Annotated in this window: 31 protein-coding genes; 17 read left to right on the forward strand and 14 right to left on the reverse strand. The window is 68.2% G+C overall.

Going from position 1 to position 24,747, the window contains the following annotated elements; all coding sequences use genetic code 11:
* The first annotated feature begins 97 nt into the window (after positions 1-97).
* From HD599_RS03590 to der, 7 genes are read left to right on the forward strand one after another with little or no spacing between them, the layout of a single operon-like run.
* Positions 98-931, forward strand: a complete 834-nt coding sequence (locus HD599_RS03590; RefSeq protein WP_184240267.1) for a ParA family protein — start codon at positions 98-100, stop codon at positions 929-931.
* Positions 915-1,751 (forward strand): segregation/condensation protein A, encoded by an 837-nt coding sequence (locus HD599_RS03595; protein WP_184233703.1) that lies wholly within the window; start codon positions 915-917, stop codon positions 1,749-1,751. Before HD599_RS03590 ends, HD599_RS03595 begins: the two co-directional genes overlap by 17 nt.
* Complete coding sequence (gene scpB / locus HD599_RS03600) at positions 1,744-2,319, forward strand: SMC-Scp complex subunit ScpB (protein WP_184233705.1); 576 nt, start codon at positions 1,744-1,746, stop codon at positions 2,317-2,319. The genes HD599_RS03595 and scpB overlap by 8 nt, the downstream gene beginning before the upstream one ends.
* On the forward strand, positions 2,306-3,124 hold the full coding sequence (locus tag HD599_RS03605; RefSeq protein WP_184233706.1) for a pseudouridine synthase: 819 nt from the start codon (positions 2,306-2,308) through the stop codon (positions 3,122-3,124). Before scpB ends, HD599_RS03605 begins: the two co-directional genes overlap by 14 nt.
* Positions 3,117-4,208, forward strand: coding sequence for a prephenate dehydrogenase (locus HD599_RS03610; RefSeq protein ID WP_184233708.1), 1,092 nt, complete (start codon positions 3,117-3,119; stop codon positions 4,206-4,208). Before HD599_RS03605 ends, HD599_RS03610 begins: the two co-directional genes overlap by 8 nt.
* Positions 4,205-4,870 (forward strand): (d)CMP kinase, encoded by a 666-nt coding sequence (cmk, locus tag HD599_RS03615; protein WP_184233710.1) that lies wholly within the window; start codon positions 4,205-4,207, stop codon positions 4,868-4,870. The genes HD599_RS03610 and cmk overlap by 4 nt, the downstream gene beginning before the upstream one ends.
* Before the next feature lie 15 nt (positions 4,871-4,885).
* Positions 4,886-6,397 carry a ribosome biogenesis GTPase Der gene (der, locus tag HD599_RS03620; protein WP_184233712.1) on the forward strand — a complete coding sequence of 504 codons (1,512 nt, stop codon included), beginning with the start codon at positions 4,886-4,888 and terminating at the stop codon, positions 6,395-6,397.
* A gap of 73 nt (positions 6,398-6,470) precedes the next feature.
* Here the strand turns inward: der and HD599_RS03625 are convergent, their stop codons facing one another.
* On the reverse strand, positions 6,471-7,055 hold the full coding sequence (locus HD599_RS03625) for an exonuclease domain-containing protein (protein ID WP_184233714.1): 585 nt from the start codon (positions 7,053-7,055) through the stop codon (positions 6,471-6,473).
* A 131-nt stretch (positions 7,056-7,186) separates the two neighbouring features.
* Between HD599_RS03625 and HD599_RS03630 the strand changes: the two genes are divergently transcribed.
* Entirely contained in the window at positions 7,187-8,146 is a 960-nt protein-coding gene (locus tag HD599_RS03630) for a CPBP family intramembrane glutamic endopeptidase (RefSeq protein WP_184233716.1), read from the forward strand.
* A 46-nt stretch (positions 8,147-8,192) separates the two neighbouring features.
* Here the strand turns inward: HD599_RS03630 and HD599_RS03635 are convergent, their stop codons facing one another.
* Positions 8,193-9,395, reverse strand: coding sequence for an NAD(P)-binding domain-containing protein (locus tag HD599_RS03635; protein ID WP_184233717.1), 1,203 nt, complete (start codon positions 9,393-9,395; stop codon positions 8,193-8,195).
* A 102-nt stretch (positions 9,396-9,497) separates the two neighbouring features.
* Here HD599_RS03635 and ychF point away from each other — a divergent pair, with 102 nt between their 5' ends.
* The 3 genes from ychF to HD599_RS03650 all read left to right on the forward strand — a co-directional run bounded on the left by ychF (position 9,498) and on the right by HD599_RS03650 (position 11,890).
* A complete protein-coding gene (gene ychF, locus HD599_RS03640) occupies positions 9,498-10,574 on the forward strand; it encodes a redox-regulated ATPase YchF (RefSeq protein ID WP_184233718.1) in 1,077 nt (358 codons plus the stop codon).
* 102 nt (positions 10,575-10,676) lie between these two features.
* On the forward strand, positions 10,677-11,351 hold the full coding sequence (locus HD599_RS03645; RefSeq protein ID WP_184233719.1) for an SDR family NAD(P)-dependent oxidoreductase: 675 nt from the start codon (positions 10,677-10,679) through the stop codon (positions 11,349-11,351).
* Positions 11,348-11,890 (forward strand): GNAT family N-acetyltransferase, encoded by a 543-nt coding sequence (locus tag HD599_RS03650; RefSeq protein WP_184233720.1) that lies wholly within the window; start codon positions 11,348-11,350, stop codon positions 11,888-11,890. The genes HD599_RS03645 and HD599_RS03650 overlap by 4 nt, the downstream gene beginning before the upstream one ends.
* Here the strand turns inward: HD599_RS03650 and HD599_RS03655 are convergent.
* Both HD599_RS03655 and HD599_RS03660 read right to left on the reverse strand, forming a co-directional pair.
* Positions 11,887-12,354 (reverse strand): universal stress protein, encoded by a 468-nt coding sequence (locus HD599_RS03655; protein ID WP_184233721.1) that lies wholly within the window; start codon positions 12,352-12,354, stop codon positions 11,887-11,889. The genes HD599_RS03650 and HD599_RS03655 overlap by 4 nt on opposite strands.
* Before the next feature lie 3 nt (positions 12,355-12,357).
* Positions 12,358-13,812, reverse strand: a complete 1,455-nt coding sequence (locus tag HD599_RS03660) for an APC family permease (protein WP_184233722.1) — start codon at positions 13,810-13,812, stop codon at positions 12,358-12,360.
* Between the two features lie 165 nt (positions 13,813-13,977).
* Here HD599_RS03660 and HD599_RS03665 point away from each other — a divergent pair, with 165 nt between their 5' ends.
* Together HD599_RS03665 and HD599_RS03670 are read left to right on the forward strand one after the other, a co-directional pair.
* Positions 13,978-14,403 (forward strand): iron chaperone, encoded by a 426-nt coding sequence (locus HD599_RS03665; protein ID WP_184233723.1) that lies wholly within the window; start codon positions 13,978-13,980, stop codon positions 14,401-14,403.
* A gap of 76 nt (positions 14,404-14,479) precedes the next feature.
* Positions 14,480-15,172, forward strand: a complete 693-nt coding sequence (locus HD599_RS03670; RefSeq protein WP_184233724.1) for an NADPH-dependent F420 reductase — start codon at positions 14,480-14,482, stop codon at positions 15,170-15,172.
* Here the strand turns inward: HD599_RS03670 and HD599_RS03675 are convergent.
* The 4 genes from HD599_RS03675 to HD599_RS03690 form a co-directional block, all read right to left on the reverse strand.
* Complete coding sequence (locus HD599_RS03675; protein WP_343061864.1) at positions 15,169-15,741, reverse strand: GNAT family N-acetyltransferase; 573 nt, start codon at positions 15,739-15,741, stop codon at positions 15,169-15,171. The genes HD599_RS03670 and HD599_RS03675 overlap by 4 nt on opposite strands.
* A gap of 59 nt (positions 15,742-15,800) precedes the next feature.
* The gene (locus HD599_RS03680; RefSeq protein ID WP_184233725.1) at positions 15,801-16,070 is read right to left on the reverse strand and encodes a type II toxin-antitoxin system RelE/ParE family toxin; all 270 of its coding nucleotides are present in this window, start codon (positions 16,068-16,070) and stop codon (positions 15,801-15,803) included.
* Positions 16,067-16,351: a type II toxin-antitoxin system Phd/YefM family antitoxin gene (locus HD599_RS03685; protein WP_221420431.1), complete on the reverse strand. Its 285-nt coding sequence runs from the start codon at positions 16,349-16,351 to the stop codon at positions 16,067-16,069. Before HD599_RS03685 ends, HD599_RS03680 begins: the two co-directional genes overlap by 4 nt.
* An 80-nt stretch (positions 16,352-16,431) precedes the next feature.
* Positions 16,432-17,376 carry a DMT family transporter gene (locus tag HD599_RS03690; RefSeq protein WP_184233727.1) on the reverse strand — a complete coding sequence of 315 codons (945 nt, stop codon included), beginning with the start codon at positions 17,374-17,376 and terminating at the stop codon, positions 16,432-16,434.
* Between the two features lie 33 nt (positions 17,377-17,409).
* Here HD599_RS03690 and HD599_RS03695 point away from each other — a divergent pair, with 33 nt between their 5' ends.
* Genes HD599_RS03695 through HD599_RS03705 form a run of 3 tightly spaced genes read left to right on the forward strand, consistent with a single transcriptional unit; the run spans position 17,410 to position 20,460 of the window.
* Positions 17,410-17,997 (forward strand): TetR/AcrR family transcriptional regulator, encoded by a 588-nt coding sequence (locus HD599_RS03695; protein WP_184233728.1) that lies wholly within the window; start codon positions 17,410-17,412, stop codon positions 17,995-17,997.
* Positions 17,998-18,056: 59 nt separating this feature from the next.
* On the forward strand, positions 18,057-19,643 hold the full coding sequence (locus tag HD599_RS03700) for an ABC-F family ATP-binding cassette domain-containing protein (protein ID WP_184233729.1): 1,587 nt from the start codon (positions 18,057-18,059) through the stop codon (positions 19,641-19,643).
* Between the two features lie 40 nt (positions 19,644-19,683).
* Positions 19,684-20,460 (forward strand): hypothetical protein, encoded by a 777-nt coding sequence (locus HD599_RS03705; protein WP_184233730.1) that lies wholly within the window; start codon positions 19,684-19,686, stop codon positions 20,458-20,460.
* A 52-nt stretch (positions 20,461-20,512) separates the two neighbouring features.
* On the opposite strand, the gene HD599_RS03710 is transcribed toward HD599_RS03705, so the two are convergent.
* Positions 20,513-20,797, reverse strand: a complete 285-nt coding sequence (locus HD599_RS03710; RefSeq protein WP_184233731.1) for a Fe-S cluster assembly protein HesB — start codon at positions 20,795-20,797, stop codon at positions 20,513-20,515.
* Between the two features lie 192 nt (positions 20,798-20,989).
* On the opposite strand from HD599_RS03710, the gene HD599_RS03715 reads away from it, so the two are divergent.
* On the forward strand, positions 20,990-21,298 hold the full coding sequence (locus HD599_RS03715) for a hypothetical protein (protein WP_184233732.1): 309 nt from the start codon (positions 20,990-20,992) through the stop codon (positions 21,296-21,298).
* A 5-nt stretch (positions 21,299-21,303) separates the two neighbouring features.
* On the opposite strand, the gene HD599_RS03720 is transcribed toward HD599_RS03715, so the two are convergent.
* The 5 genes from HD599_RS03720 to HD599_RS03740 all read right to left on the reverse strand — a co-directional run bounded on the left by HD599_RS03720 (position 21,304) and on the right by HD599_RS03740 (position 24,722).
* Entirely contained in the window at positions 21,304-21,465 is a 162-nt protein-coding gene (locus tag HD599_RS03720; RefSeq protein WP_184233734.1) for a hypothetical protein, read from the reverse strand.
* The gene (locus tag HD599_RS03725; protein WP_184233736.1) at positions 21,466-21,885 is read right to left on the reverse strand and encodes a nitroreductase family deazaflavin-dependent oxidoreductase; all 420 of its coding nucleotides are present in this window, start codon (positions 21,883-21,885) and stop codon (positions 21,466-21,468) included.
* 42 nt (positions 21,886-21,927) lie between these two features.
* Positions 21,928-22,362 (reverse strand): DoxX family protein, encoded by a 435-nt coding sequence (locus tag HD599_RS03730; RefSeq protein WP_184233738.1) that lies wholly within the window; start codon positions 22,360-22,362, stop codon positions 21,928-21,930.
* Between the two features lie 10 nt (positions 22,363-22,372).
* On the reverse strand, positions 22,373-23,821 hold the full coding sequence (locus tag HD599_RS03735) for a pyridoxal phosphate-dependent decarboxylase family protein (protein ID WP_425489173.1): 1,449 nt from the start codon (positions 23,819-23,821) through the stop codon (positions 22,373-22,375).
* A gap of 559 nt (positions 23,822-24,380) precedes the next feature.
* Positions 24,381-24,722 carry a winged helix-turn-helix transcriptional regulator gene (locus HD599_RS03740; protein WP_343061865.1) on the reverse strand — a complete coding sequence of 114 codons (342 nt, stop codon included), beginning with the start codon at positions 24,720-24,722 and terminating at the stop codon, positions 24,381-24,383.
* Between the last annotated feature and the right edge of the window lie 25 nt (positions 24,723-24,747).

A 24,747-nucleotide genomic window follows, 5' to 3' on the forward strand; every position in this document is an offset into this window, starting at 1 on the left:
AACGCTCAGCTGATGTGTGGCTGGCAGGAACGGGAGTGACCGCGTGACGGCCAAGAAGAACACCGGCGGCGAGCTGTCAGGCCTCGAGACGCCGGTAATGGGTCCGACCGGACGACCGGTCACCGCTTTCCCCGTGCCCGCGCCGCTCGGCGAACACGGACCCGCGCGCATCATCACCCTCTGCAACCAGAAGGGCGGCGTCGGCAAGACGACGACGACCATCAACCTGGCCGCCTCGCTCGCCGAATACGGCCGCAAGGTGCTCGCCATCGACTTCGACCCGCAGGGCGCGCTCTCCGCCGGACTCGGCGTGCGCAACCACGACGTGCCCACGATCTACGACCTCATGCTCGGCACGCTCAAGAACCCGACCGAGGCGATCGTCGAGACCGCCTACCCGGGCCTGCACATCATCCCGGCCAACATCGACCTCTCGGCCGCCGAAGTGCACCTCGTCAACGAGGTCGCGCGCGAGAACATCCTCGCCCGCGTACTCGCCAAGGTGAGCGACAAGTACGACGTGATCCTCATCGACTGCCAGCCGTCGCTCGGCCTGCTCACCGTGAACGCGCTCACCGCCGCGCACGGCGTGCTGATCCCGCTCGAGTGCGAGTTCTTCGCACTGCGCGGTGTCGCCCTACTCGTCGAGACCATCGACAAGGTGCGCGACCGTCTGAACCCGGCGCTCGAGCTCGACGGCATTCTCGCCACCATGTACGACTCGCGCACGCTGCACTCGCGCGAGGTGCTCGAGCGGGTCGTCGACACGTTCGGCAGCAAGGTGTTCGAGACCGTCATCGGCCGCACGGTGAAGTTCCCTGACGCGAGCGTCGCCGGCGCACCGATCACGACGTTCGCGCCCGACCACCAGGCCGCAGAGGCGTACCGCCAGCTCGCACGAGAGTTGATCTTCCGTGGCGCAGCCGCCTAGCAGCGAGACGGCAGTAGCTCCCGCCGAGAGCACCGATCCGGCGACCTTCCGCGTCAACCTCGGCAATTTCGACGGACCGTTCGACCTGCTGCTATCGCTCATCGCGAAGCACGAGATGGACATCACCGAGATCTCGCTGAGCATCGTGACGAGCGAGTTCATCGCCTACCTGCGCGACCTCGACTCAGTCGCGGAGCTCGACCAGGCGTCGGAGTTCCTCGTCGTCGCGGCGACCCTGCTCGACCTCAAGGTCGCGGGCCTGCTGCCGCAGGGCGAGCTCGTCGACGCCGAAGACGTGGCCCTGTTCGAAGCCCGCGACCTCCTGTTCGCGCGCCTGCTGCAGTACCGCGCGTTCAAGGAGGCCACCAAGTGGTTCTCCGGACACTTCGACGACGAGGCGACCCGGCACTACCGGTCGGTGCGTCTCGAAGAGAAGTATCGCCAACAGACGCCCGAACTGGTCTGGACGCTGACGCCCGAGGACTTCGCGGCGCTCGCCGCCCTCGCCATGGCGCCGCGCGAGATCCCCACGGTCGGGCTCGACCACCTGCACGCGCCGCTCGTCAGCATCCGCGAGCAGGCGTCGCACGTCGTCGCCCTGCTGCGGGGTAACGGCACCATGACCTTCCGCCAGCTCATCGCGGGCGCCGACCTCAAGGGTGTCGTCATCGCCCGGTTCCTCGCCGTGCTCGAGCTGTACCGCCACGCGGCCATCTCGTTCGAACAGCTCGAACCGCTCGGCGAGCTCAGCATCCGCTGGAGCGCCGACCACTGGAGCGACGACAGCCTTGCCAATCTGGGAGCCGATTACGATGCCTGAGCCTGTCACCGCGGAACCGGTCGCACTCGACCGCGCGCTCGAGGCGATCTTTATGGTCGCCGACGAGCCGCAGAGCCTGGTCAGCATCGCCACCAGCGTGCAGGTCCCGGTCGCCGAGGTGCGCAAGGCGATCGCCCGGCTCGTCGCCGACTTCGACGGCGAGAACGGGGGAGTTCGTCGCGGTTTCGAACTGCGCGAAGTCGCGGGCGGATGGCGCATCTACGTGCGTGCGGAACTCGACGACGTGGTGCGCGACTTCGTGCTCACCCAGAACCCGACGAAACTCAGCCAGGCCGCGCTCGAGACCCTCGCCGTGATCGCCTACAAGCAGCCGATCAGCCGCGGCGCGGTGGCCTCCATCCGCGCCGTGAACGTCGACTCCGTCGTGCGCACGCTGCTCGGCCGCGGGCTCATCACCGAAAGCTTCACCGACAGTGAGACCGGTGCAATTCACTACGCCACAACCGACCTGATGCTCAGCCAGCTCGGAATCAACAGCATCGACGAACTGCCGCACCTCTCGCCGCTGCTCGCCGATGGATCGGACGGATTCGATGAACGACCATAGCCCCGCCACCGACAGCTACAGCAACCCCGAGGGCGAGCGCCTGCAGAAAGTCATGGCCGCCGCGGGCGTCGCCTCGCGCCGCGTCTGCGAAGACCTCATCGCCGCCGGCCGCGTCGCGGTCAACGGCGTGCGCGTCGAGGAGCCCGGCCGCCGCGTGCTGCCCACCGACCTCGTGTCGGTCGACGGCAAGGCCATCCAGCTCGACACCACGAAGCTGTACATCATGCTCAACAAGCCGGTCGGCATCGTGTCGTCGCTCAACGACGACCGCGGACGCCCCGACCTGCGCCGCTACACGAGCATGTTCGACGAGCGCCTGTTCAACGTCGGCCGCCTCGACGCGCAGACGTCGGGCCTGCTGCTGCTGACCAACGACGGCGAGCTCGCGCACATCCTCGCGCACCCCTCGTTCGGCGTGCTCAAGACCTACATCGCCAAGGTCGAGGGCGTCGTCAACCAGCACACGATCAACAAGCTGGTCGGCGGCATCGAGCTCGAAGACGGGCTGATCGAGGCCGACAAGGCCCGCATCATCGGCACCCCCTCGAACGACGAGACCGTCGTCGAGGTGACGCTGCACTCGGGACGCAACCGCATCGTGCGCCGCATGCTCGAAGAGGTCGGCCACCCGGTGATCGACCTCGTGCGCCGCCAGTTCGGACCCCTGCACCTCGGCAGCCTCGCCCCCGACGCCATGCGCGACCTCACCAAGGAAGAAGTGGGCGAGCTGCTCACCATCTCCCGCGGCGGCAAGGTTTCCGCAGCGTCCGACGGTGAGACGGAGAAAGACGACAGCGATGACTGACCGGCGTCTCGCCGGCCCCGTGCGCATCGTCGGTACCGGCCTGCTCGGCACCAGCATCGCCCTCGCGCTCCGTGCGCGCGGCGTCGACGTGGCGCTCGCCGACATCTCGCCGTCGAGCCTCGCGCTCGCCATCGACTACGGCGCCGGCCGGGCTGCCCAGCCCGACGACACCCCCGAGCTGATCGTCGTCTGCGTGCCGCCGGACGTCGTCGCCCGCATCGCCGCGCAAGAACTCCGCGAGTTCCCGAACGCGCTCGTCACCGACGTGGCGAGCGTCAAGGTCGCGCCCCTGCGCGAGCTGATCGAGCTCGGCGCCGACGTCTCCCGGTACATCGGCTCGCACCCCATGGCCGGCCGCGAACGCAGCGGCGCCATCGCGGCGCGCGCCGACCTGTTCATCGGACGCCCCTGGGTGATCGCGGGCCACGACGGCATCAGCTACGGCCGCGCCGCCCAGGTGGAACAGCTCGCCCTCGACCTCGGCGCCATCCCGATCGAGATGACCGCGGAGGATCACGACCGCAACGTCGCCCTCGTCTCGCACACCCCACAGGTGATCTCCTCTCTGCTCGCCGCCAGACTGACCGATGCCACCGACGCGGCCACGTCGCTTGCCGGACAGGGACTGCGCGACACCACGCGCATCGCCGCCAGCGACCCCGAACTCTGGGTACAGATCCTGCGCGCCAACGCCCCCGAGATCACCGGCATCCTGCGCGCGTACCGTGACGACCTCGACCGGGCTATCAGTACACTCGAGGCCCCGGATGTCGCTGGTGCACGCCGCGCCCTCGCCGAACTCATCGCGGGTGGCAACACCGGCGTCGCCCGCCTGCCCGGCAAGCACGGCCAGGCCAAACACTTCAGCCGGCTCGTCGTCCTCGTGGACGACAAGCCGGGAGAACTCGCCCGACTGCTCACCGAAATCGGCGAGCTCGGCGTCAACATGGAAGACCTCCGGCTCGAACACTCGCCAGGCGCCCAGATCGGCCTCGCGGAAATCTCCGTGCTGCCGGCCGTGGAGACGCGACTGGTGAGCGAACTCGAGTCGCGGGGCTGGAAAATCTCGGAGGCACTCGCGTGAACGCGACGACAGTTGTAGCAATCGACGGACCCGCCGGCAGCGGCAAGTCCAGTGTGAGCCGGGCCGCCGCGCGCGCCCTCGGATTCTCGTACCAGGACACCGGGGCCGCCTACCGCGCCCTCGCCTGGACCGCGCTCGACCGCGAGGTCGACACCGAGAACCCCGCCGAGCTGGTCGCCCTGCTCGCCGACTTTCCCTACTCGATCGGCATCCACCCCGACGACTACTTCGTGCGGGTCGGGGCGGTCGACGTCACCGAGGCGATCCGCGAGCCGCGCGTCACCGCCGTGGTCAGTGCCGTGGCCCGGGTGCCCGAGGTGCGCAGCTTCCTCGTGGAACTCTTCCGCAGCGTCATCCGCTCGACCGACCGCCCGGGAATCATCGTCGAGGGCCGGGACATCACCACCGTCGTCGCGCCGGATGCTAACGCAAGAATTCTGCTCACGGCGACCGAAGAGGCTAGAATGGCTAGGCGTTCAGCCGAACTCTCCACAGAGTCGGCCGCGAAGACCGCGCAGCAGCTCAGCTCGCGCGATGCCCAGGACTCCAAGGTCGTCGACTTCATGAACGCCGCCGATGGCGTTGTGACCATCGATTCAACCGAACTCGACTTCGACCAGACCGTTCAAGCGGTCGTAGATCTCGTGCGCACCAGTGACTGATTAAGGACGACCGACATGGCCGAACAAGACGACTATCCCGCGATCGACGGCGATCTCGCCGACCGCATCATCTCCCTCGACGACGCCGAAGCGGCCCAGCGTGCCGCGAGCCTCCGTGCCGGCCTCGTCGACTACGACCTCGACGAGGAAGACCTCGGTTTCCTCGACTCGCTGAGCGACGACCCCGACGCGATCACGTTCCTGCCCGCCCTGCCCGTTCTCGCGATCGTCGGTCGCCCGAACGTCGGCAAGTCGGCGCTCGTCAACCGCATCATCGGCCGCCGCGAGGCCGTCGTACAGGACACCCCCGGTGTCACGCGCGACCGCGTCAACTACAAGGCCGAGTGGGCCGGTCGGAACTTCACCATCGTCGACACCGGCGGCTGGGAGCCCGACGCCAAGGGCATCAACGCCTCCGTCGCCGCGCAGGCCGAAATCGCCGTCGACCTCGCCGACGCCGTGCTGTTCGTCGTGGACGCCACCGTCGGTGCGACCTCGACCGACGAGCACGTCGTGCGGATGCTCCGCGGAACCAAGAAGCCCGTCATCCTCGTCGCCAACAAGGTCGACGACGTCCGCCAGGAGGCAGACGCCGCCGTGCTGTGGTCGCTCGGACTCGGCGAGCCGTGGGCCGTCTCGGCCGTGCACGGCCGCGGTGTCGCCGACCTGCTCGACAAGGTGCTCACCGTGCTGCCCGAGGTCTCGGCCGTCGCGAAGGAAGAGGTCGGCGGACCCCGCCGCGTCGCCATCATCGGCCGTCCGAACGTGGGCAAGTCCAGTCTCCTGAACAAGACCGCGGGCGAAGAGCGCGTCGTCGTCAACGACCTCGCAGGCACGACCCGCGACCCGGTCGACGAGCAGGTAGAGATCGCAGGCAAGTTCTGGCGCTTCGTCGACACCGCCGGTATCCGCCGTCGCGTGCACCTCGCCCAGGGCGCCGACTTCTACGCCACCCTCCGCACCAGCGCGGCGCTGGAAAAGGCCGAGGTCGCCATCGTCGTGATGGACGTCTCCGAGCCGATCAGCGTGCAGGACCTCAAGATCGTCGACCTGGTCCTCGAGTCGGGCCGCGCGCTCGTGCTCGCGTTCAACAAGTGGGACATCCTGGACGACGAGCGTCGCGAGATGCTCGAGCGCGAGATCGAGCAGGACCTCAGCCACGTCGCCTGGGCTCCCCGCGTCAACATCTCGGCCAAGACGGGCCGTCACATGGAGAAGCTGGTTCCCGCTCTGGAGACCGCTCTCGAGTCGTGGGACACCCGTATCCAGACCGGAAAGTTCAACGCCCTGCTCGCCGAGCTCACGGCGGAGCACCCGCACCCCGTGCGCGGGGGCAAGCAGCCGCGCATCCTGTTCGGCACCCAGGCCGCGTCGCGACCGCCGACGTTCGTGCTGTTCACGACCGGCTTCCTCGACCCGCAGTACCGTCGATTCATCACGCGCCGTCTGCGCGAGATCTTCGGCTTCGAGGGCAGCCCGATCAACGTGAACATGCGCGTGCGCGAGAAGCGTCAGCGCCGCTCGTAGCGTCCAGGTGGATTGAGCCTGTCGAAATCCCTCGTCCTCCGACGGCAGGGGATTTCGACAGGCTCAGTCCGCGTTAACCGGCCAGCGCCACCGCGCCGATGCGCCCGAGCTTCGTTCCGGTGAGCGCTACGAGGTGCTCGAGGTCGAGGGCTTCGTGCCGCTTCGCCGCGTGCACGATGATCGCCGCGCACGCCTCGGCGTCGGCGAGGGCGTCGTGGTGCGCGAAGTCCTCGAAGCCCGCCGCCATGGCCGCGACCGGCAGCTTGTACGAGTCGAGCGTGTAGGTCTTGCGGGCGATCTGCAGGCTGCACGCGTACCCGAAGCTCGGCGTCTCGACGAAGCTCGCGACGCAGCCCCCGGTGATCACTCCCATGTCGAAACCAGCGTTGTGCGCCACCAGGTGGTCGCCGTCGACGAACGCCACGAGATCGGGCAGCTGCTCGCGCCACAGCGGGGCGTCGGCGATGTCCGCCTCGACGATGCCGTGGATGCGGGTGTTCCACTCGTTGAAGTAGTCGTGCCCCAGAGGCGGCCGGATGAACCAGCCCGCCCGGTCGACGACGCGGCCGTCGACCACCTTCACCATGCCCACCGAGCAGGCGCTCGCACTGGAGGAGTTCGCGGTCTCGAAGTCGATGGCGGTGAAGTTGACGGGCATGACCCGATGGTCTCACGCGCCTCCGACGCTCGGCCTGAGCCGTGCGGCGGTTCGCGCGCTCCCTCCGGCGGCGGAACGCTCTCGCCCGCGCGGGGGAGTGCGCCCGGGTCGCGAGTGTCTAGCGTGGAGTCATGACTTCCGCCGACGCGACCCCCGTGCACTACGACCACGCCCTCTACGGCCGTGGCGGGTGGTGGCGCGGCGCTGTCGCGATCGTGCTCTTCGTGATCGGGTACTTCGCCCTGTCGCTGGTGCTCACCGGGGTGGCCCTCGCCGTCGATATCGCCTCGGGTGCGGCATCCGTCGACAACCTGGCCGCGGGCACCATCGCTCTCACGCCGGTCGTGATGCTCGCCAACAACCTCAGTCTCGCCGCGCTCATCCCGCTCTCGTTGCTGTTGCAGCGGGTGTTTTTCGGCGTGAGCCCGCGCTGGATCTTCTCGGTCGTCGGCCGATTCCGCTGGCGGTGGATGGCGCGGCTGGCGCTCATCCTGGTGCCGGTGTGGGTGGTCTACATCGGTGCCTCGTTCCTGCTCGAACCGGCCGGCGACATCAGCGTCGACGGCATGGTGCTCGCACTGCTCGCCGTGGTCGTGTTGACGACCCCGCTGCAGTCGGCGGGCGAGGAGTTCGGCGCGCGCGGTCTGATCCAACGGTCCGCGGGCTCCTGGTTCCGCCATCCGGGTGTCGCATTCGCCGTCTCGACGGTCGTCGCGAGCGCGCTGTTCACGCTCGCGCACTTCGCCGCCGACCCGTGGCTCATCGCCTACTACTTCGTGTTCGGCGTCTCCGCCTCGCTCGCCGCCCGGGGGACCGGCGGCCTCGAGGCGCCCGTGCTCGTGCACGTGCTCAACAACGTGCTGATCCTCGTGCCGGCCGTGCTGCTCGGGCAGCTCGACCAGGGCTTCGACCGCAGCGTCGGCACCGGCGGCCCGTTCATGCTGGTGCCGATGGCGGTCTGCCTGGCCGCCGCCGCGATTAGCACGTGGTGGGCGCGCCGCAACGGCGTGGCCGCGACCGGACGGCCCGCACCGCGGGTGGCGCCACGTCGTCCCACCGCGACCGTGCCGGAGGATTCGTCGGCGGCGTGACGTCGCGCCGAGCGGCATCCGCCCTCTGACTCGGCAGTGGGAACAGCTACGACGGCTCGGCGCGCGGCACCATCACGCGTGCCCGCCGGGTGGCAGCGTCGCCCTTTTTGCCCGCGCGTCGGGCGATCGCGCGGGCGTCGATGCCCAGCTGGCGGATGTTCCCCGTGAGCGGGTTCGAGTAACCGAGAAAGTAGAGACCGTCGAGACCCGGCGCCTGCTCGGCGGCGTTGACCGCCGGCCGGCCGTTCGGCGCCACGACACCGAGGTGCCCGACGAGCGAGTCCAGCCCACGCGTATACCCGGTGGCGACCACCACCGCGTCGGGGCGCAGCACCTCCCCGTCGGCGAGCCTCACGTCGTGGCCGTCGAACGAGGCGACGGCCGCGACCACGGTGACACGTCCCGCTCGCACCGCGGCGACGAGACCGACGTCGAGCAGCGGCGGCACGTCGTCGACCTTCAACCGCGTCACGACGCCGAGCGGTGCGGCAGGCAGCCCGAACCGGGAGAGGTCGCCCACCGAGATGCGACGCACGACGCGTCCGACCCCGTCGCCGACCCACGCCGGGAACGGCGACATCAGGATTGCGAGCAATTGCGACGGGATGCCGGCGACCTGGCGTCGCACGATGTTCGGCGGCGTGCGCACGGCCAGCCACACCCGTTTTCCCGCTTCCGCGAGGTCGGCCGCGATCTCCGCGCCGCTGTTGCCGGGGCCGACGACCAGCACGGAATCGGCGGCGAGATCGGCCGGGTTGCGGTAGTCGCTCGAGTGCATGATCCGGCCCTCGAATCTCTCGCGGCCGGGCCAGTCGGGCAGCACCGGCGTGTGGTTGTAGCCGGTCGCGATGACGACGATCGGGGTGACGATCGTCTGCCCGCGGCATCCGATTCTCCACAGCCCGTCGGCGAGACGGTCGACGGATGTCACGGGGGAGGAGAGGTGCACGTCGAGGCCGTGGCGCTCGGCGTACGCGCGCAGGTAGGAGCGGAAATCGTCCCTGGCCACCCAGCGCCCGCTCGACCGCGGGATCGGCATACCCGGCAGCGCGCTCAGGGCGCGTGCCGTGTGCAGGTGCAGCCGGTCGTAGTGGTGCGCCCAGCTCGAGCCGATCTCGCCGGCCGAGTCGATCACCAGGGCGTGAATACCCACCCGGCCCAGTTCGGCGGCCGCCGCGAGACCGGCGGGACCGGCCCCCACGACGACGGCGGGGGCGGTGTCGGGAAGTGCTCGAGCGTCGTTGCTCACAACTGTCTCCTCGGTGCTGACGTGTCGTTCGAGCACGACTTTAGCCCTCGGAATTCGCCCGCGGCAGGTCGGATGCCCCCGCGCCCGGTACCCTTGACTCTCGTGGCTCTCACTATTGCAATCGTCGGACTCCCCAATGTGGGTAAGTCAACCCTGTTCAACGCTCTGACCAAGAGCTCGGTGCTCGCCGCGAACTACCCGTTCGCGACCATCGAACCCAACACGGGTATCGTGAGCCTGCCCGACGCGCGCCTCGCCGTGCTCGCCGGGATCTTCGGCAGCGAGAAGATCCTGCCGGCCGCCGTGTCGTTCGTCGACATCGCCGGCATCGTCAAGGGCGCCTCCGTCGGTGAGGGTCTGGGCAACAAGTTCCTCGCCAACATCCGCGAGGCCGACGCCATCGCGCAGGTCGTCCGCGGCTTCGAAGACCCCGACGTCGTGCACGTCGACGGCAAGGTCGACGCCGCCAGCGACATGGAGACCATCAACACCGAGCTGATCCTCGCCGACATGCAGACCCTCGAGAAGGCCGAAAGCCGCTACGAGAAGGAACTGCGCGCGAAGAAGATCACCCAGGCCACCGTCGACACCGCCGCGGCCGCCCTCGCCTGGCTCAACGAGGGCAAGCCGCTCTCGTCGAACACCAAGCTCGACCTGTCGCTGCTCGCCGAGTTGGGCCTGCTGACGGTCAAGCCGTTCATTTACGTCTTCAACGTGGATGAAGCGGTCCTCACCAGCGACGACAGAAAAGCCGCTCTCGCCGCACTCGTCGCCCCCGCGCACGCCGTCTTCCTCGACGCGAAGCTCGAGAGCGAGCTCATCGACCTCGACCCCGAAGACGCCGCCGAGCTGCTCGAGTCGACCGGCCAGGAGGAGAGCGGGCTCGACCAGCTCGCCCGCATCGGCTTCGACACCCTCGGCCTGCAGACCTACCTCACCGCCGGTCCGAAAGAGACCCGCGCCTGGACGATCCCGAAGGGTGCCAAGGCGCCCCAGGCCGCCGGCGTCATCCACACCGACTTCGAAAAGGGCTTCATCAAGGCCGAGATCATCGGCTTCGACGACCTCGTCGAGACCGGCTCGATCGCCGAGGCGCGCTCCAAGGGCAAGGCCCGCATCGAGGGCAAAGAGTATGTGATGCAGGATGGCGACGTCGTGGAGTTCCGCTTCAACAACTAGCGCCGCCGCGGCGGGCGCAGGCGGCCGTTTCCTGCTCGTGGGCGCTGTCAGGTGTGGTCGATAAACTTTCCACGACCCGCTTTACCGACCGAAGGAATCCCCATGCCCGTCATCGCCATCATCGGAGCCGGACCCGGACTCGGGGCAGCAGTCGCGCGCAAATTCGGCAGCGAGGGCTTCTCCGTGGCGCTGATCTCCCGGGATCAGTCGAAGCTCGACGGCCTGGCCGCGGAACTCGAGGCGGGCGGCCTGACCGCGCGCGGCTACGCCGCCGACGTGCGCGAGCCGGCCGCGCTCGAGGACGCGCTCGCCCGAGCCGCGGCGGAACTGGGACCGATCACCGCTCTGCAGTACAGCCCGCTGCCGTCGCGCGACTACCTGAAGCCGGTGCTCGACCTGACTCCCGAGCTGGCGCTCGAGGCGCTGCGGTTCTCGGCGCTCGGTCTCATCCACGCGGTGCGCGCGGTACTGCCGGCCATGCGCGAGGCGGGCGACGGAAGCGTCATCCTCATCAATGGAGGCACCTCGGTGAAGGCACGTGCCGGCTTCGCGGGAACCTCGGTCGCATTCCCCGCCGAGAGCGCCTATGGCGAGATGCTGCACGACGCGCTCGAAGACGAGGGCGTCCGCGTGCGCCAGCTCGTCATCCCGGGCGGCATCCCGCAGCTCGACCTACCCAACGGCATCGACGACGTCGCCGCCCGCATCTGGGAGCTGCACGCGGAGCCGGGTGAGTTTCGCACGATGCTCATCCCGCTCGAGGACGGCAGGGAGTGACGGTCACCTTCGTGCCCGCCGACGTCGTCGGCGCCGACCGCGGCGAGTTCACGCGGTTCATGTCGCGTGACCGGTTCCCGTTCCACATGGTGGCGAGCCCGACCGAGGAGCAGGTGGCGCTCACCCTCGACGCCGGGCGCTACAAGTCGCGGGCGCCGTTCTGGGTCGAGGAGACCGAACACGGGCGCATCGGCGTCGCCGTGCTCGACGGGCTCCGCAGCGCGACCCTGTCGTTCGACCTGCGCCTCACGACCCGCTACCGGGCGCGCGGTCTCGGTGTGCCGATCGTGCGGGCGCTGACCACCCTCGCGTTCGAGGCGTACCCGCGGGCGACCCGGCTCGAGGGCGAGACGCGGGAAGACCACACGGCCATGCGGAAGACCTTCGTGCGTTCCGGCTTCGTCAAGGAAGCCCACCGCCGTGACGCGTGGCCGGTCGACGGTGGACCGGCGCTCGCCTCCGTCACCTACGCGATCCTCCGCCGCGACTGGGAGACCGGCACCACGACCGAAATCGTTTGGGACGATCTGGCCGTCTAACTGCCGAGCGCCCGCTCGCTGCGCGACGTCGGCCGGCAGACCAGTACCGGGCACGGCGCCGAGTGCTGCACCCGCGAGGCGGTACTGCCGAGCAGGATGGTGCGGCTGAGGCCGCGGCTGCCCGACGCCATCGAGATGAGGTCGGCGTCGAGGTCTTCGGCCGCCCGGATGATCTCTTGGGCGGGGGAGCCGCTGCGAACCTGCGTGTGGATCGTCGGGCCCCAGCCCTCGAATTCTGCGGCGACGATGTCGACGGCCGACTTGGCGTCTTCGCGATAGCTCAGCTCGGTCATCCCACCCGTGTGCTGCGGGCCCAGCTCGTTCGCGAACGGCGCCGCCGCGTACGGGCTCACCACCGCCACGATCGTCACGTCGGTGATCTCGCGGGAGTCGGCGATCCACTTGAACTGGCGGGCGCCGACGAGTGACGCTTGCGATCCGTCGGTGGCGACGATGACGTGCATGGCTCAGAGCTCCTTGTTCCCGGAGGGAGGTTCGACTGCCGCTAGGTTGGGCTTCTTCTTGCCGAAGAAGTTCTGGAAGAGGTAGAGGACGAGCCCGACGGCGAGCAGTCCCGCGACCCAGAAGAGAGCGTCGGGGTCGTCGATCAGTGTGTAGACCAGAACGGCGAGGTTGCCGATGATGCCGAGCATGAGCAGGACCGTGTTCGCCCGGTACACGCCCTCGCCCTCGTTGGTTCCCCGCAGTTTCAGGCAGGCGACGATCACGAGCGCGTAGATGAACAGCAAGAAGACCACGGTGATGGTGGCGAGCCGGTCGACGATGTCGAGCTGCTCGTCGGCCGGGATGCCGGCTTGGCTCGTGCGGATCGCCGCGCCGATGACCAAGAGCGAGCCCACGATGGCGGCGCCGAAGATGAGCGCGACGTACGGGCTGCGCCGAGTCGGGTGCACCTTGGCGAATACCGCGGGCACGACGTTCTCGCGCGCCATCCCGAACAGAATTCGTGACTGCGCGACAACGGTCACCAGCGCGGTGTTGCTGATCGCGATCATGGCGATCACGCCGAAGACGACGAGCATGATCGAGGCGGGCACGAAGAACAGGTCGGCGCGGATCACCTCGAGCAGGGTGTTGCCGGCGAGGGTCTCGATCGGCACGGCGAGGGCCGCCGCGATCGAGACGAGCACGTACACGACACCCGCGGTCACCATGCCGCCGATGAGTGCACGGGGGAACGCTTTCGACGGGTTGATGGTCTCCTCCGCCACGTTCGCGGCGTTCTCGAAGCCGGTCATCGCGAAGAACGCGAGCGACACCCCCGCGAGCACCGCGAGGATCGGCCCGCCGCTGTTTCCGTCGACATTGAACTGCAGCAGTACCGAGGGGTCGCCCACACCCTCGACCAGGGCGATGACACCGATGATGACGACGATGATGAGTCCGCTGATCTCGATGAAGGTCATCACGACGTTCGCCACGACCGACTCGGTGATGCCGATCAGGTTGACCACCGTGATCAGCGCGACGAAGACGAGTGCGATGATCGCGGCTCCCCAGACGGCGTCCTCCGGCAGGCCGATGAGACCCCCGAAGTACCGCACGAAGCCGGACGCGAGCGAACCGACGGCGGCCATGTTGGCCGACAGCATGCAGATGGTGATGAAGAACGTCAGCACCGGGCTGCGGAAGGCTTTGTTGATGTACAGGGAGGCGCCGGCGGCCTGCGGGTACTTCGTGACCAGCTCGGCGTAGGCGAGTCCTGTGACGGTGGCAATCGCCACGCCGACGAGGAACGCCATCCAGAAAGCGCCGCCGACGGCCGCCGCGACCAGCCCGACGAGGACGTAGATGCCGGAGCCGAGAACGTCTCCGACCACGTAGAAATACAGCTGTCTGGCCGTGATCGACCGCTTCAGCTCACCGTGCTGGACGACGTTTGGTTCTGCTGGCATCACCATTTCGCAACCCTAGGGCCATTCGTCGCCGCGGTCGAGAAGTTTTTCACAGACGGCGGCGCGCGTCGCCCGCTATTAGCGGAAATCGCGCGCGGCGCAAGCCTCCATCTCCGGCGGGGAACTGGCACCATGTGACTGACCGTCAACGACGCAGAGGAGCACCGACGAATGGCCGAGAAATCGACGAAGAGCGGATTCACCGCCGAGGAGCGCGCCGCGATGAAGGAGCGCGCCAAGGAGCTGAAAACAGCCCAGACCAACGCCGAGGCACTCGCCGCGCAGCTCGAGAAGATCGCCGAACTGCCGCCCGCCGACCGCGCCCTCGCGGAGGGGATCCACGAGATCGTCACCGAGAACGCACCGACGCTCACCGCCAAGCTCTGGTACGGCATGCCCGGGTACGCGCTCGACGGCAAGATCCTCTGCTTCTTCCAGTCCGCCGAGAAGTTCGGCTCCCGGTACTCGACCCTCGGCTTCAACGACGTCGCGACACTCGACGACGGCGAGCTGTGGCCGACCGCGTTCGCCGTCACCGAGCTGACTCCTGCGGTGAAGAAGACGATCGCCGAGCTGGTGAAGAAGGCGGTCAGCTGATCGGAATGCCGGGCGCCTCGAAGGCGTTACTCCAGTCGAGACGCGGCAGCGGCCGCTCAGCCCGAAGGAGACCGGCATGACCTCGCCCACCACCATTGGCATCCTCGGCGCGGGCAAAGTCGGCACCGTGCTCGCCCGCCTCGCCCTGCACGCCGGCTACGAGGTACTGATCGCCGGGTCGGGCAAGCCGCAGCGCATCAGTCTCATCATCGACGTGCTCGCACCGGGTGCGAAGGTCGAGACCTCGGAGAACGTCGCACTGCACTCCGACGTGGTGATCCTGGCGCTGCCGCTGGGCAAGCTGGCATCCGTTCCCGCGCAGGCGCTCGAGGGCAAGGTCGTCATCGACGCCATGAACTACTGGTGGGAGACCGACGGCGTGCGCGACGACCTCCTCGACCCGCGCACCTCGACGAGCGAGATCGTGCAGGAGTTCTTGCCCGGTTCGACGGTGGTGAAGGCCTTCAACCACATGGGGTACCACGACCTCGACGAGGGCTACCGGCCGCGGGGGAGCGAAGGCCGCCGAGCCATCGCCATCGCCGCTGACGACTCGGACGCCGTGCACACCGTCGCCACGATCGTCGATGCCCTCGGCTTCGATCCTCTCCCTCTCGACACACTCGCAGACGGCGTCATCCTGCAACCGGGGAATCCCGCCTTCGGTGCCAATCTCGAAGCACCCGACCTGCGGCGTCTCGTCGACGCGTTCCCGGATTCCGAACAGGGCCGCGCGCTCGCCGAGGCACGCGCCGACGAAGCCGCCTAGTCGAGCGCGAGCCGCATGACGATGCGAGGGATGCCGCCGGAGACCGAATCCGTCTTCGCGACGGTGGCGAATCCCGACCGCTCGAACATGCTGCGAGTACCGACGAACGCCATCGTCTGATCGACCCGCTTCGTTCCGTTGTCGACCGGGTAGCTCTCGACGGCCGGCGCGCCCGAGGTGCGCGCGTAGTCGACGGCCCCATCGATGAGCGCCGTCGTGATGCCCTGCTTGCGGTAGCCGGGTCGCACGCGGATGCACCAGATGGACCAGACGGGGAGGGCGTCGACGTGCGGGATCTTGCGCGAGTGCTCGATCGGGTGCAGGTCAGATCGGGGAGCGACGCCGGCCCAGCCGACGACTTCGCCGTCGAGGTAGGCGAGCACGCCCGGGGCCGTCTTTCGCCGGGTCAGCTGACGGACCTTGTCCGCCCGCTCGGTGCCGACGAGCGCTTTGTTTTCCGCGGAGCTCAGCCGCCATGACAGGCACCAGCAGACCGACGACTCCGGCTTCTTCGGCCCGAGCATCGTCGCTACACCGTCGAAGTCGTGCGCCGGCTTCACCTCGATCACGCGCCACCTCCTCGCATCATCGTGGCACGGAGGGGTGGCGCGGATAAAGGGCCGCTTCGTCAGCCTGTCCGGTAGACGTCGCGTCGGTGCGCGATGGCGACGATCTCGATAACCAGTACGTCGTCGACGATCCGATAGATCACCCGGTACTCACCCCGGCGTGCCGAATAGAGCGGAAACAGGGGCGCCGCGAGCTGTTTGCCGACGCGGCGCGGGTTCTCCGCCAGTGCTCCGGTGATGAACTGCCAGGCGGCCGTCGCCACCTTCTCGGGAAGGATTTCGGAAAGTGCTCTTGAGGCCGCCCGGCTGAGCCGTACCTCGTAGGTCACTCGCGAAGCCGTCCGGCCCGGCGCATTGCATTTTCCACCTCGACGATGCCGACCGTCTCGCCGGCATCGAGCTCGGCCAGACCCGCGCCGATGGTCGCGACGAGCGCGCTGTCACCGAGAATCGCAAGGGTTTCCATCAGTGCGTCGTAGTCGTCTGCGCCCAGCAGCACCGCGGCTCGACGTCCGTTCCGCGTCACGTCAAATCGCTCGTGAGTCGTTTCCGCCGCATCGACGATCTTGGAGAACGTCGCTCGAGCCTCGGCGATAGACAGCGTCATCATGTACATAATTCTAGCGTTCCAGTCTCCCAATCGTCCTGTGACTGTGCCTTCCCCGGGGCGGATTGCGAGGTCGCCGCTCGCTATCTGTGGATAGGCGACGGGACCGCGCGGCTGGGCAGGACTGCGGCTTGTGCCCGGCGCGGCCGCTCGGCGGCCAGCACGACCGCCACCGCCACCGCGCTCACGCCGAAGCCGACCGCGGTGATCCAGGTGAACGGCTCCCCGAACGCGATGGCCCCGGCGACCGCGGTGGTCGGAGCGACGGCGAACAGCAGCGCGTTCAGCGAGGTCACGCCGATGCGGCGGATCAGCCACCAGTACAGCCCGTACGCGAGCAGCGACGGTACGGCTGCCGCGAACGCGGTGGTAGCCCAGAACGTCGAGGATGCCGGCGGCGTCGCGTCCCCCGTCACAACGGCGATCGCTGTGAGCGCTAGGGCAACCACCATGACGTGGATCGTCAGTGTGGCGAGAATCGGGAGATCGTTGGGGTGGCGGCGGTCGATGAACGTCGCGGCGATGAGGCACGCCATGGCGAGCGCGGGCAGCGCATAGGCGACGGGCGGTGCCGACGAGATCTGGGAGCCGACGACGAGCACCACGCCGACGGCGCCGAGCGCGAGTCCCGCCCACGACGCGCCTCGCACCCTGGTGCCGAGAAGCGGTCCGACGAGGGTGGCGACGACGAGCGGCTGCACCGCGTCGATGAGGGCTGTGGTGCCGGTGCTGATGCCGACCGCGACCGAGGCGTAGACGAAGACCACGTAGCCGAGCTGCGAGAACGCGCCGACGGCGATCTGGCGCCGGACCGCCGTGCGCCCGAGCCCGCGCAGTGCGCCGGTCGACAGGCTGACCGCGACTAGCACGCCTGCCAAGAGCAGATAGCGCCAGAGCAGGAGGGTCCACATCGAGCCGTCGACGGTGGCGACTTTCGCGGCGACGAATCCCGAACTCCACGCGAGCACGAAGGCGGCCGATGCGGCGATGGTGACACCGCTCCGGAGTAAACAGGTCTGTGTAGTCATCGATGAAACTATACAGGTCGGTATACTCGAACCATGACCACAGCCGTGCCGGAACTCGCCCCCCTCACGCCCGGCGCACGCCGAGTGCTGGATGCCGCGTCCGAACTGTTCTACGAACGCGGCATCCACGCCGTCGGGGTCGACACCATCTCTGAAGCCGCCGGCGTCTCGAAGAAGACGCTCTATGACCGGTTCGGCTCGAAAGACGCCCTCGTCGTCTCCTACCTGCAGCACCGCGACGAACGGTGGCGTGCCCATCTCGCCGCGGCGCTCGCCGAGGTTCCCGAGCCGGGCATCGACCGTGTGCTCGTGGTTTTCGACGCCTCCATCTCGTGGAGCGATGCCAACACCCCCAAGGGATGCAGTGCGATCAACGCGCGTGCCGAGGTCAGCGACGACGACGGTGCGAACTCGGTGTTCCCCGAGGTCAGCCGGCAGAAGATCTGGCTGCTGGAGCTGTTCGCCGGACTGTGCCGCGAGGCGAACATCGCCGACCCGGACGCGACGGCGAAAACCCTGATGCTGCTCTACGAGGGCGCGATCGTCACGGTAGGGATGCAGACGTTCGCCGGCCCGTTCGAGGTCGCCCGCGATGTCGCGCGGCGGCTGCTCTCCGCCTGACCCGGGTATCCTGAGAGCCGCTGAGCCCGTCGAAGCGCACCACCTCGAGAGGACCCGGCATGAGCCTGATCAGACTGAACGACGTCGAACTGAGCTTCGAGAACGCCCCGGTGCTGCGCGAAGCCTTCTTCCGACTCGAGGCGAAGGACCGCGTCGGCCTCATCGGAAAGAACGGCTCGGGCAAGTCGACCCTCCTCAAGCTCGCCCTCGAGCAGGTACACCCCGATTCGGGAACCGTCACGGTCGAGGCCGGCGTCAAGCTGGGCTACTTCTCCCAGTTCTCGGAACTCAACGGCGCGTCATCCATCACCGAGGTTCTGGAGGGGCTCTTCTCGCACATCCACGAGATCGAAGCCGAACTCGCCTCGATCGACGCGCTCATCGCCGCCGACCCGATGGGTTCGCAGGTCGACGACCTGATCCAGCGCCAGGCCACGCTGTTCGAAGACATGGACCGCCTCGACGGCTGGGACTATAAGCGCCACATCGACACCGCGCTCACCACCCTCGGCTTCACCGAGGCGCACCGCGTCTGCCCGATCGACGACCTCTCGGGCGGATGGCGCAACCGGGCGGCTCTCGCCAAGATCCTGCTCGAGGCCCCCGACGTGCTGCTGCTCGACGAACCCACCAATTATCTGGATGTCGCTGGCGTCGAGTGGCTCGAAGCGTGGTTCCGCGACTTCCGTGGCGCGGCCATCATCGTGTCGCACGACCGGCGCTTCCTCGACTCCGTCGTCACGCGGATCATCGAGGTGGAGAACTTCCACCTGCACGAGTACCCCGGCAACTTCGACGAGTACATCGTGCAGAAGCAGTTCCGCCTCAAGACGCTCGAGGCGCAGTTCGTACACGAGAACGAGTTGCTCGCGTTCGAGGCCGAGGGAATCTCCGACCGCCGCGAAGCCGCGAAAGCCGCGAGCCGCGGGCTCGACAAGAAGCTGTCGACGATCAAGAAGTCGCGTGCCCCACGCCCCGTCGACCAGATCATCACCGAGATCTACGGAGGCCTGCACGTGAAAGACGTGCTCTGCCGCATCGAGGGACTGAGCAAGTCCTACGGCGACAAGGTGCTGTTCGAGGACCTCACGCTCGAGGTGCGCCGCGGCAACCGCATCGTCGTGCTCGGCTCGAACGGCAGCGGTAAGAGCACGCTGTTGCGCGTGCTGATGGGGGAGGAGAAGGCCGACCACGGCTCGGCCAACTGGGCGAGCGGTGCGGGAGTCGTCTCGTACAACCAGATGCTCGCCGAACTCGACGACGACGACACGGTCACCCACGCCGTCAACGCGATGCCCGGGAGCCTCGCGTTCAGCGCGACGCGAAAGTCGGTCGGGCGCTTCCTGTCGATGTTCCAGTTCTCCGAGGTCGATCTCAAGAACCGCATCGGCAACCTGTCGGGCGGCCAGCGCGCCCGCGTCGCCATGGCGCAGTGCCTGCTCTCCGGCGCATCCGTGCTGGTGCTCGACGAGCCGACCAACCACCTCGATATGTCGAGCACCCAGGTGATGGAACGCGCACTGCTGCACTTCCCCGGTGCCGTCATCGTCGTCAGCCACGACCGCTTCTTCACCGACAAGATCGCCAACAGGCGGCTCGTCTTCGACGCGTCGAAGCCCGGCGAAATCGCCGTCGGCGCGGCGTAAGGGAGCACCGCTCTAGTCGAGGATCTGTTAGCTTTCAGCCATGACCTTCCGATCCGTTTCTGTGATGGCGCTGGTCGCCGTTTCCATCGTGCTGGCGGGATGCAGCGTGCAGGAGCCGCCGGCCGAGGTGACACCCTCGGTGACCGCGGTCGATACGAGCGGGTGGGAGACGATCAGCCTCAGCGGCAGCAGTTCGCTCAGCAATCAGACATTCGAGATTCCATCGGAGGCTCGGTCGATCGACCTGACCGTCGCGTGTGCTCAGGGGAGCGTGGTGTTCGTCAGCAGCGGTGACCCGGCGGACCCGATGGCGACTCCGGGCGCGGAAGCATGGTGCGGTTCGGTGACGACGCAGCGGCTCCCGCTGGTGGAAACACCGCGCATACTGAGGCTCTCCGTGGGAGTGCCCGACGGTGCGACGTTCGCCATCACGGGGGAGTTCAGTACGGAACAGGCGACTTCTCCGGACCCCGCTGTCGAGGCAGACTGCAAGCGGTACTTCGACCTCTACTCAGCCGTGTACAACGCTGACGATGGATTCCGGCTGGGCCTCACCTCGCCTGAGGACTGGGCGAACCAGATTGCGATCGCGGGACGCGATGCGTCGGCACTGGATGCGGACAGTAGCGAGATTATGGCCCTGCAGTTGCCAGCCATCGTAGCTACGTTGAATCGGACTGACCTCGTGCCGGGCAGCCTCACTGGAGTGCTGGGTATTGAGCGGATTCCGGAATTCTCGGCAGCCACCAACATTTTTCAGCAGGTGTGCAACCGTAACGGCAACGCGTTGACGATCATGGCCCAATACGGCGGTTAACGCGCAGGGCGGCACGCGACCGAAGTCGCGTACCGCCGTCGAGTGCGCGGAACTAGACGCGCGGCGAGATCGAGAAGCGCACTGCTCCGTCGTCGTCGCGGTTGGCGTCGAGCTGCTTGTCGGCGAGGGAATCCGCCGCGTTCTTCTCGAGGAAGACGTGGGCGCCGTTGTTCTCGACGACCTGGTCGTAGAGCTCGGCGGTGGGGGCCATGGTGACCTCGAAGTTGCTGGTGTCGTTCTCGAGGGTGGCGATGCGAAGGCCGCCCTCCGTGCTTCCGGTGCTGCGACCGGCGAGGTCCTTGACGATGGTGGCGGCGTTGTCGGTGAGTGTGAGCATGGTTGCTCCTTCCGGTTTGGCTTTCACGAGTCAGCTACGTTCGTCGCCTCGGCGGCCCGATGCAAACTCTGGGGCCGACTCGGAGGTACTTCACAAGTTCGTGACGGCCGGTTTTCTCCACAGAAACCTGACTCCCGTCCGAAACCTGGTGGCGACTCCGTAGGGTTCGATCGTGGTAGCCACGAGGTGGAGATGAGCGGGATACCTGTCGACGGCGCGCTGATCGCCGCGAGTTTCTCCGCCATTGTCGGGCTCACGTCGTGGTTCTTCACACACCGGCAACTTCGTCAGGTGAGCGCGAGGCAGGAATGGAGTCTGCGCTACCAGAGTGCTCTTGAATCATTGACCTCGCGGGACAATACTCGGAGGCAAGCTGGGCTCGACCTCATGAAAAGCCTCGTCGAGGCGCGCTGGTCGAGCAAAAGCGACAAGACTCTGGCTTTGGACGCGGTGTCGCTGTTTGAGAACGGGTTGAAGGGGCGTTCCACGTGGAAGAAATAACCGATCTAGATCTCCTCCGACAGGCTCGCGCGCTTCGCATCAAGCTCCTCAGAGACCTCGGTCGCGAAGATGAAATCGCCGACCTCGAACCCATCGAGCCGGCGGACAAAGCGAAAGGCGCGTGACCCGTCGACACTCGTACCGGCCGGATCCGGGGCGCCCGTCACCTAGCGGCGCGTGAGCAGCAGCACGGGAATCGTGCGGTCGCCCGCGCGCTGCTCGTAGGCGGCGAATCCGGGGGAGCGGCTGGTGAACTTCGCCCAGGCCGCGTCCCGCTCGTCTCCTTCGAGAACGGATGCCGCGACCGGCACGGTCTCGACCGCACCGGCGCCGGGCGACTCGACAACGGTCGACGGCCCGGCGACGAGGTTGTGGAACCATGCCGGGTGCTTCGGGGCCCCGGCCGCCGACGCGGCGACGAGCCAGCCGTCACCATCGGGGATCGCCATGAGCGGCGCGACCCGCTCGGCACCGGACTTCGCACCGCGGTGGTGCACGAGGATCAGGGCGTCGCCGAAGCCGTTCGCCGTGACGACGCCGTTGTTCTGGCGGAACTCGGCGATGATCTGGTCGTTGAATGACGTCATTTCACTACTGTACGGGCGCTACCCGCGCTGCGAGCCGTGCCGTCAGCGCTTACGCGCACGCCACGCGGCGAAGGCACCGGTCGACCACAGCGCCCAGAGCACGAGCACCGGCTGGAAGATCAGGCGGATACCGCGGGCGGCGTCGGTCGAAAGGCCGAACGCGTCGGTGCGGGTGACCAGCTGCGAGATATTGCCGGGGAAGATCGCGACGAAGAACGCGGCGACGATGAAACCGACGGCGACCTTCTGGCGGGGCAGACCCACGAGGGAGGCGCCGAGACCGATCTCGACGATGCCCGAGGCGAGCACCACGAAGTCCTTGTCGAGCGGCAGCCACTCCGGAACCTGCGCCTGGAACGAGTCGCGGGCGAACGTGAGGTGGCTGATGCCGGCGAGCATCAGCACCGCCCCCAGACCGATGCGTCCGATGGTGCGCGGTACGGAGGAGGGCGCGAGTTTCGCCAGTTCGGTCGTCATGTCGCCCAGCCTACGTCTGTGTCACGCCCTCCGCGGCGAGAGCGCGCGACACGGCAGCGACGGTGGTCGCCACGTCCGCGTCGTCCGTCGACCAGTTGCTCACCGAGATGCGCAGCACGTCCCGGTCGTGCCACCGCGAGCCCGACATCCACACGGTGCCCTCGTCCATCACCCGCTGGGTGACACGGCGCGTGCGCTCGTCGGTGCCGAAGGCCAGACTCACCTGGGTGAACGCGACCTCGTTCAGCACCTCGACCCCGGGCAGGGCGCCGAGCCCGTCGGCCAGCGCCCGCGCGTTCGCGGCGAGTCCCTCGACGAGGGCGACGGTGCCCGACCGGCCGAGCGACCGCAGTGCCGCCCAGACCGGCAGCTCGCGTGCCCGACGCGACATCTCCGGAACCTTCTCCCACGGGTCGGCGGGGGCGCTGCCCTCCTGGATGAGGTAGCTCGCGTGTGCCCCGAACGCCGACTGGACCGCCTCGGGGCGGGCGACGACAGCGACCCCGCAGTCGTACGGCACGTTGAGGGTCTTGTGCGCGTCGGTCGCCCACGAGTCGGCCCCGTCGACGCCGTCGAGCGCCTCGCGGTAGCGCGGGCTGGCCGCCGCCCAGAGTCCGAACGCGCCGTCGACGTGCACCCACGCACCGTGGTCGTGCGCGAGCCGGATGCACTCGCGCATCGGGTCGAAGGCCCCCGAGTGGATGTTGCCGGCCTGCAGCCCGACGATGACCGGCCCGTCGACGGCGTCGAGGGCTTCGCCGAGCGCCGCGGGCAGGATGCGCCCCTGGTCGTCCGTCGCGACGGTGCGGGGTTCGCCGAGGCCGAGATACCGCAGGGCGAGGTCGACCGAGACGTGGCTCTCGTCGCCGACGAGGACGGTGATGCGCGGCGACCCCGTGAGCCCGTCGCGGTGCAGGTTCCAGCCAGCGGCATCCAACACCGCCTTTCGTCCCGCCGCCAGCCCGACGAAGTTGGCCATCGTTCCGCCGGTGGTGAAGCCGAGCGCCGCCGTCGACGGCAGGCCGAGCAGGTCGATCAGCCACCGGCCGGCGATTCCTTCGACGGCGGCCGTCGCCGGGGTCGCGAAGCGCATCGCCGCGTTCTGGTCCCACGCGCTCGCGAGCCAGTCGGCGGCCAGGGCGGCGGGCAGCGTGCCGCCCATGACCCAGCCGAAGAAGCGGCCGGACGGGATCGCCATGAGGCCGGGCTCGCACATCGCCGCGAGCTCGTCGACGACCGTCGCCGCGTCAGTCGGCCCGTCGGGCAGCGGGCCGGAGAACCGCGCTTCCAGCTCGTCGGCCGTCGTCGCGGGGGCGACCCGCCGGGTGGGGACCGAGTCGAGCCAGTCGAGAGCCCTCTCGTGGGCGCGTTCGAGCGCGGGCCGGTATCGGTCGGGCGGGCCGTCGCCGACGAGGGCAACGGCGAGTTCGTCGTCGAGCTCGGTCGGGTCGAGTTCGATGGCCAGAGATTGGATGGCGCGGCTGTAGAAATTGCGGGCCGCGGCGGCCAACGCGATATCGACGATCTCGCGGTCGGTGTAGCCGGCATCGCGCAGGCTCTGGCTGTCGGCCTCCACCATCGAGACGGACGACGTGCTGACCTTCTCGGCGAACTCCATCAGGGTCACCTCGGCCGGGGTCAGGCCGGCGTGGTGGTAGTCCCGGGCGATGGCGAGCAGCTGCTCGCGCCCGAAGATGCCGAGTGACTTGCGGCCGTGCGCGAGCAGGCAGTGCGACGACCGGAGCCCGCGCGCCGCGGCCAAGGTCGCGAGCTCGTACCGGCGCAGGCCGAGGGACGCGGCGATCGACCCGGTGAGCGACTCCCAGGCGGCGTACGCCTCGGAGTTCGCGGAGAGGATGCGGGTGTGGGCCGCGACGAAGCCGACGTCGGCGATGTCGGCATCGAAGAGTTCGGCCTGGTAGTCGTCGACGGGTTGGCGGGCGGTGTTCTTGAAGATGGACATTGAATCACTCCGGTGTGAATCGTGGACCTCTCCATCGTGGCACCGCCGCCCGGCGTTATGAACCCCAGCGCTGCTCCCAGATGACGAGCGGCTGCAGCGATTCCAGCAGGTCGGCGCCGCGTGGCGTGAGCCGGTAACGCACCTGCACCGGGGTGCTCGCGACGACCTCGCGTTCGAGCATTCGGGCGGCCTCCAACTCCTTCAGCCGCTGGGAGAGCAGGCGGTCGGACAGCCCGGGCACGGCTGCCACGATGTCGCTGAACCGGGTCGCACCGCGGGCGATCGCGAGCAGGATGCCGGAGCTCCAGCGCTTGCCGACGAGCTCGACCGAGCTCTGGAAGCGGCGGCACGCCTCGTCGTCGATGTGCTGGATGTCGGTGGGAATCGTCTGAGTCACTTACACATGATAAGCAGCTAATCGG

It is taken from the genome of Conyzicola lurida (assembly GCF_014204935.1).
In the GTDB taxonomy this organism is placed as follows: domain Bacteria; phylum Actinomycetota; class Actinomycetes; order Actinomycetales; family Microbacteriaceae; genus Conyzicola; species Conyzicola lurida.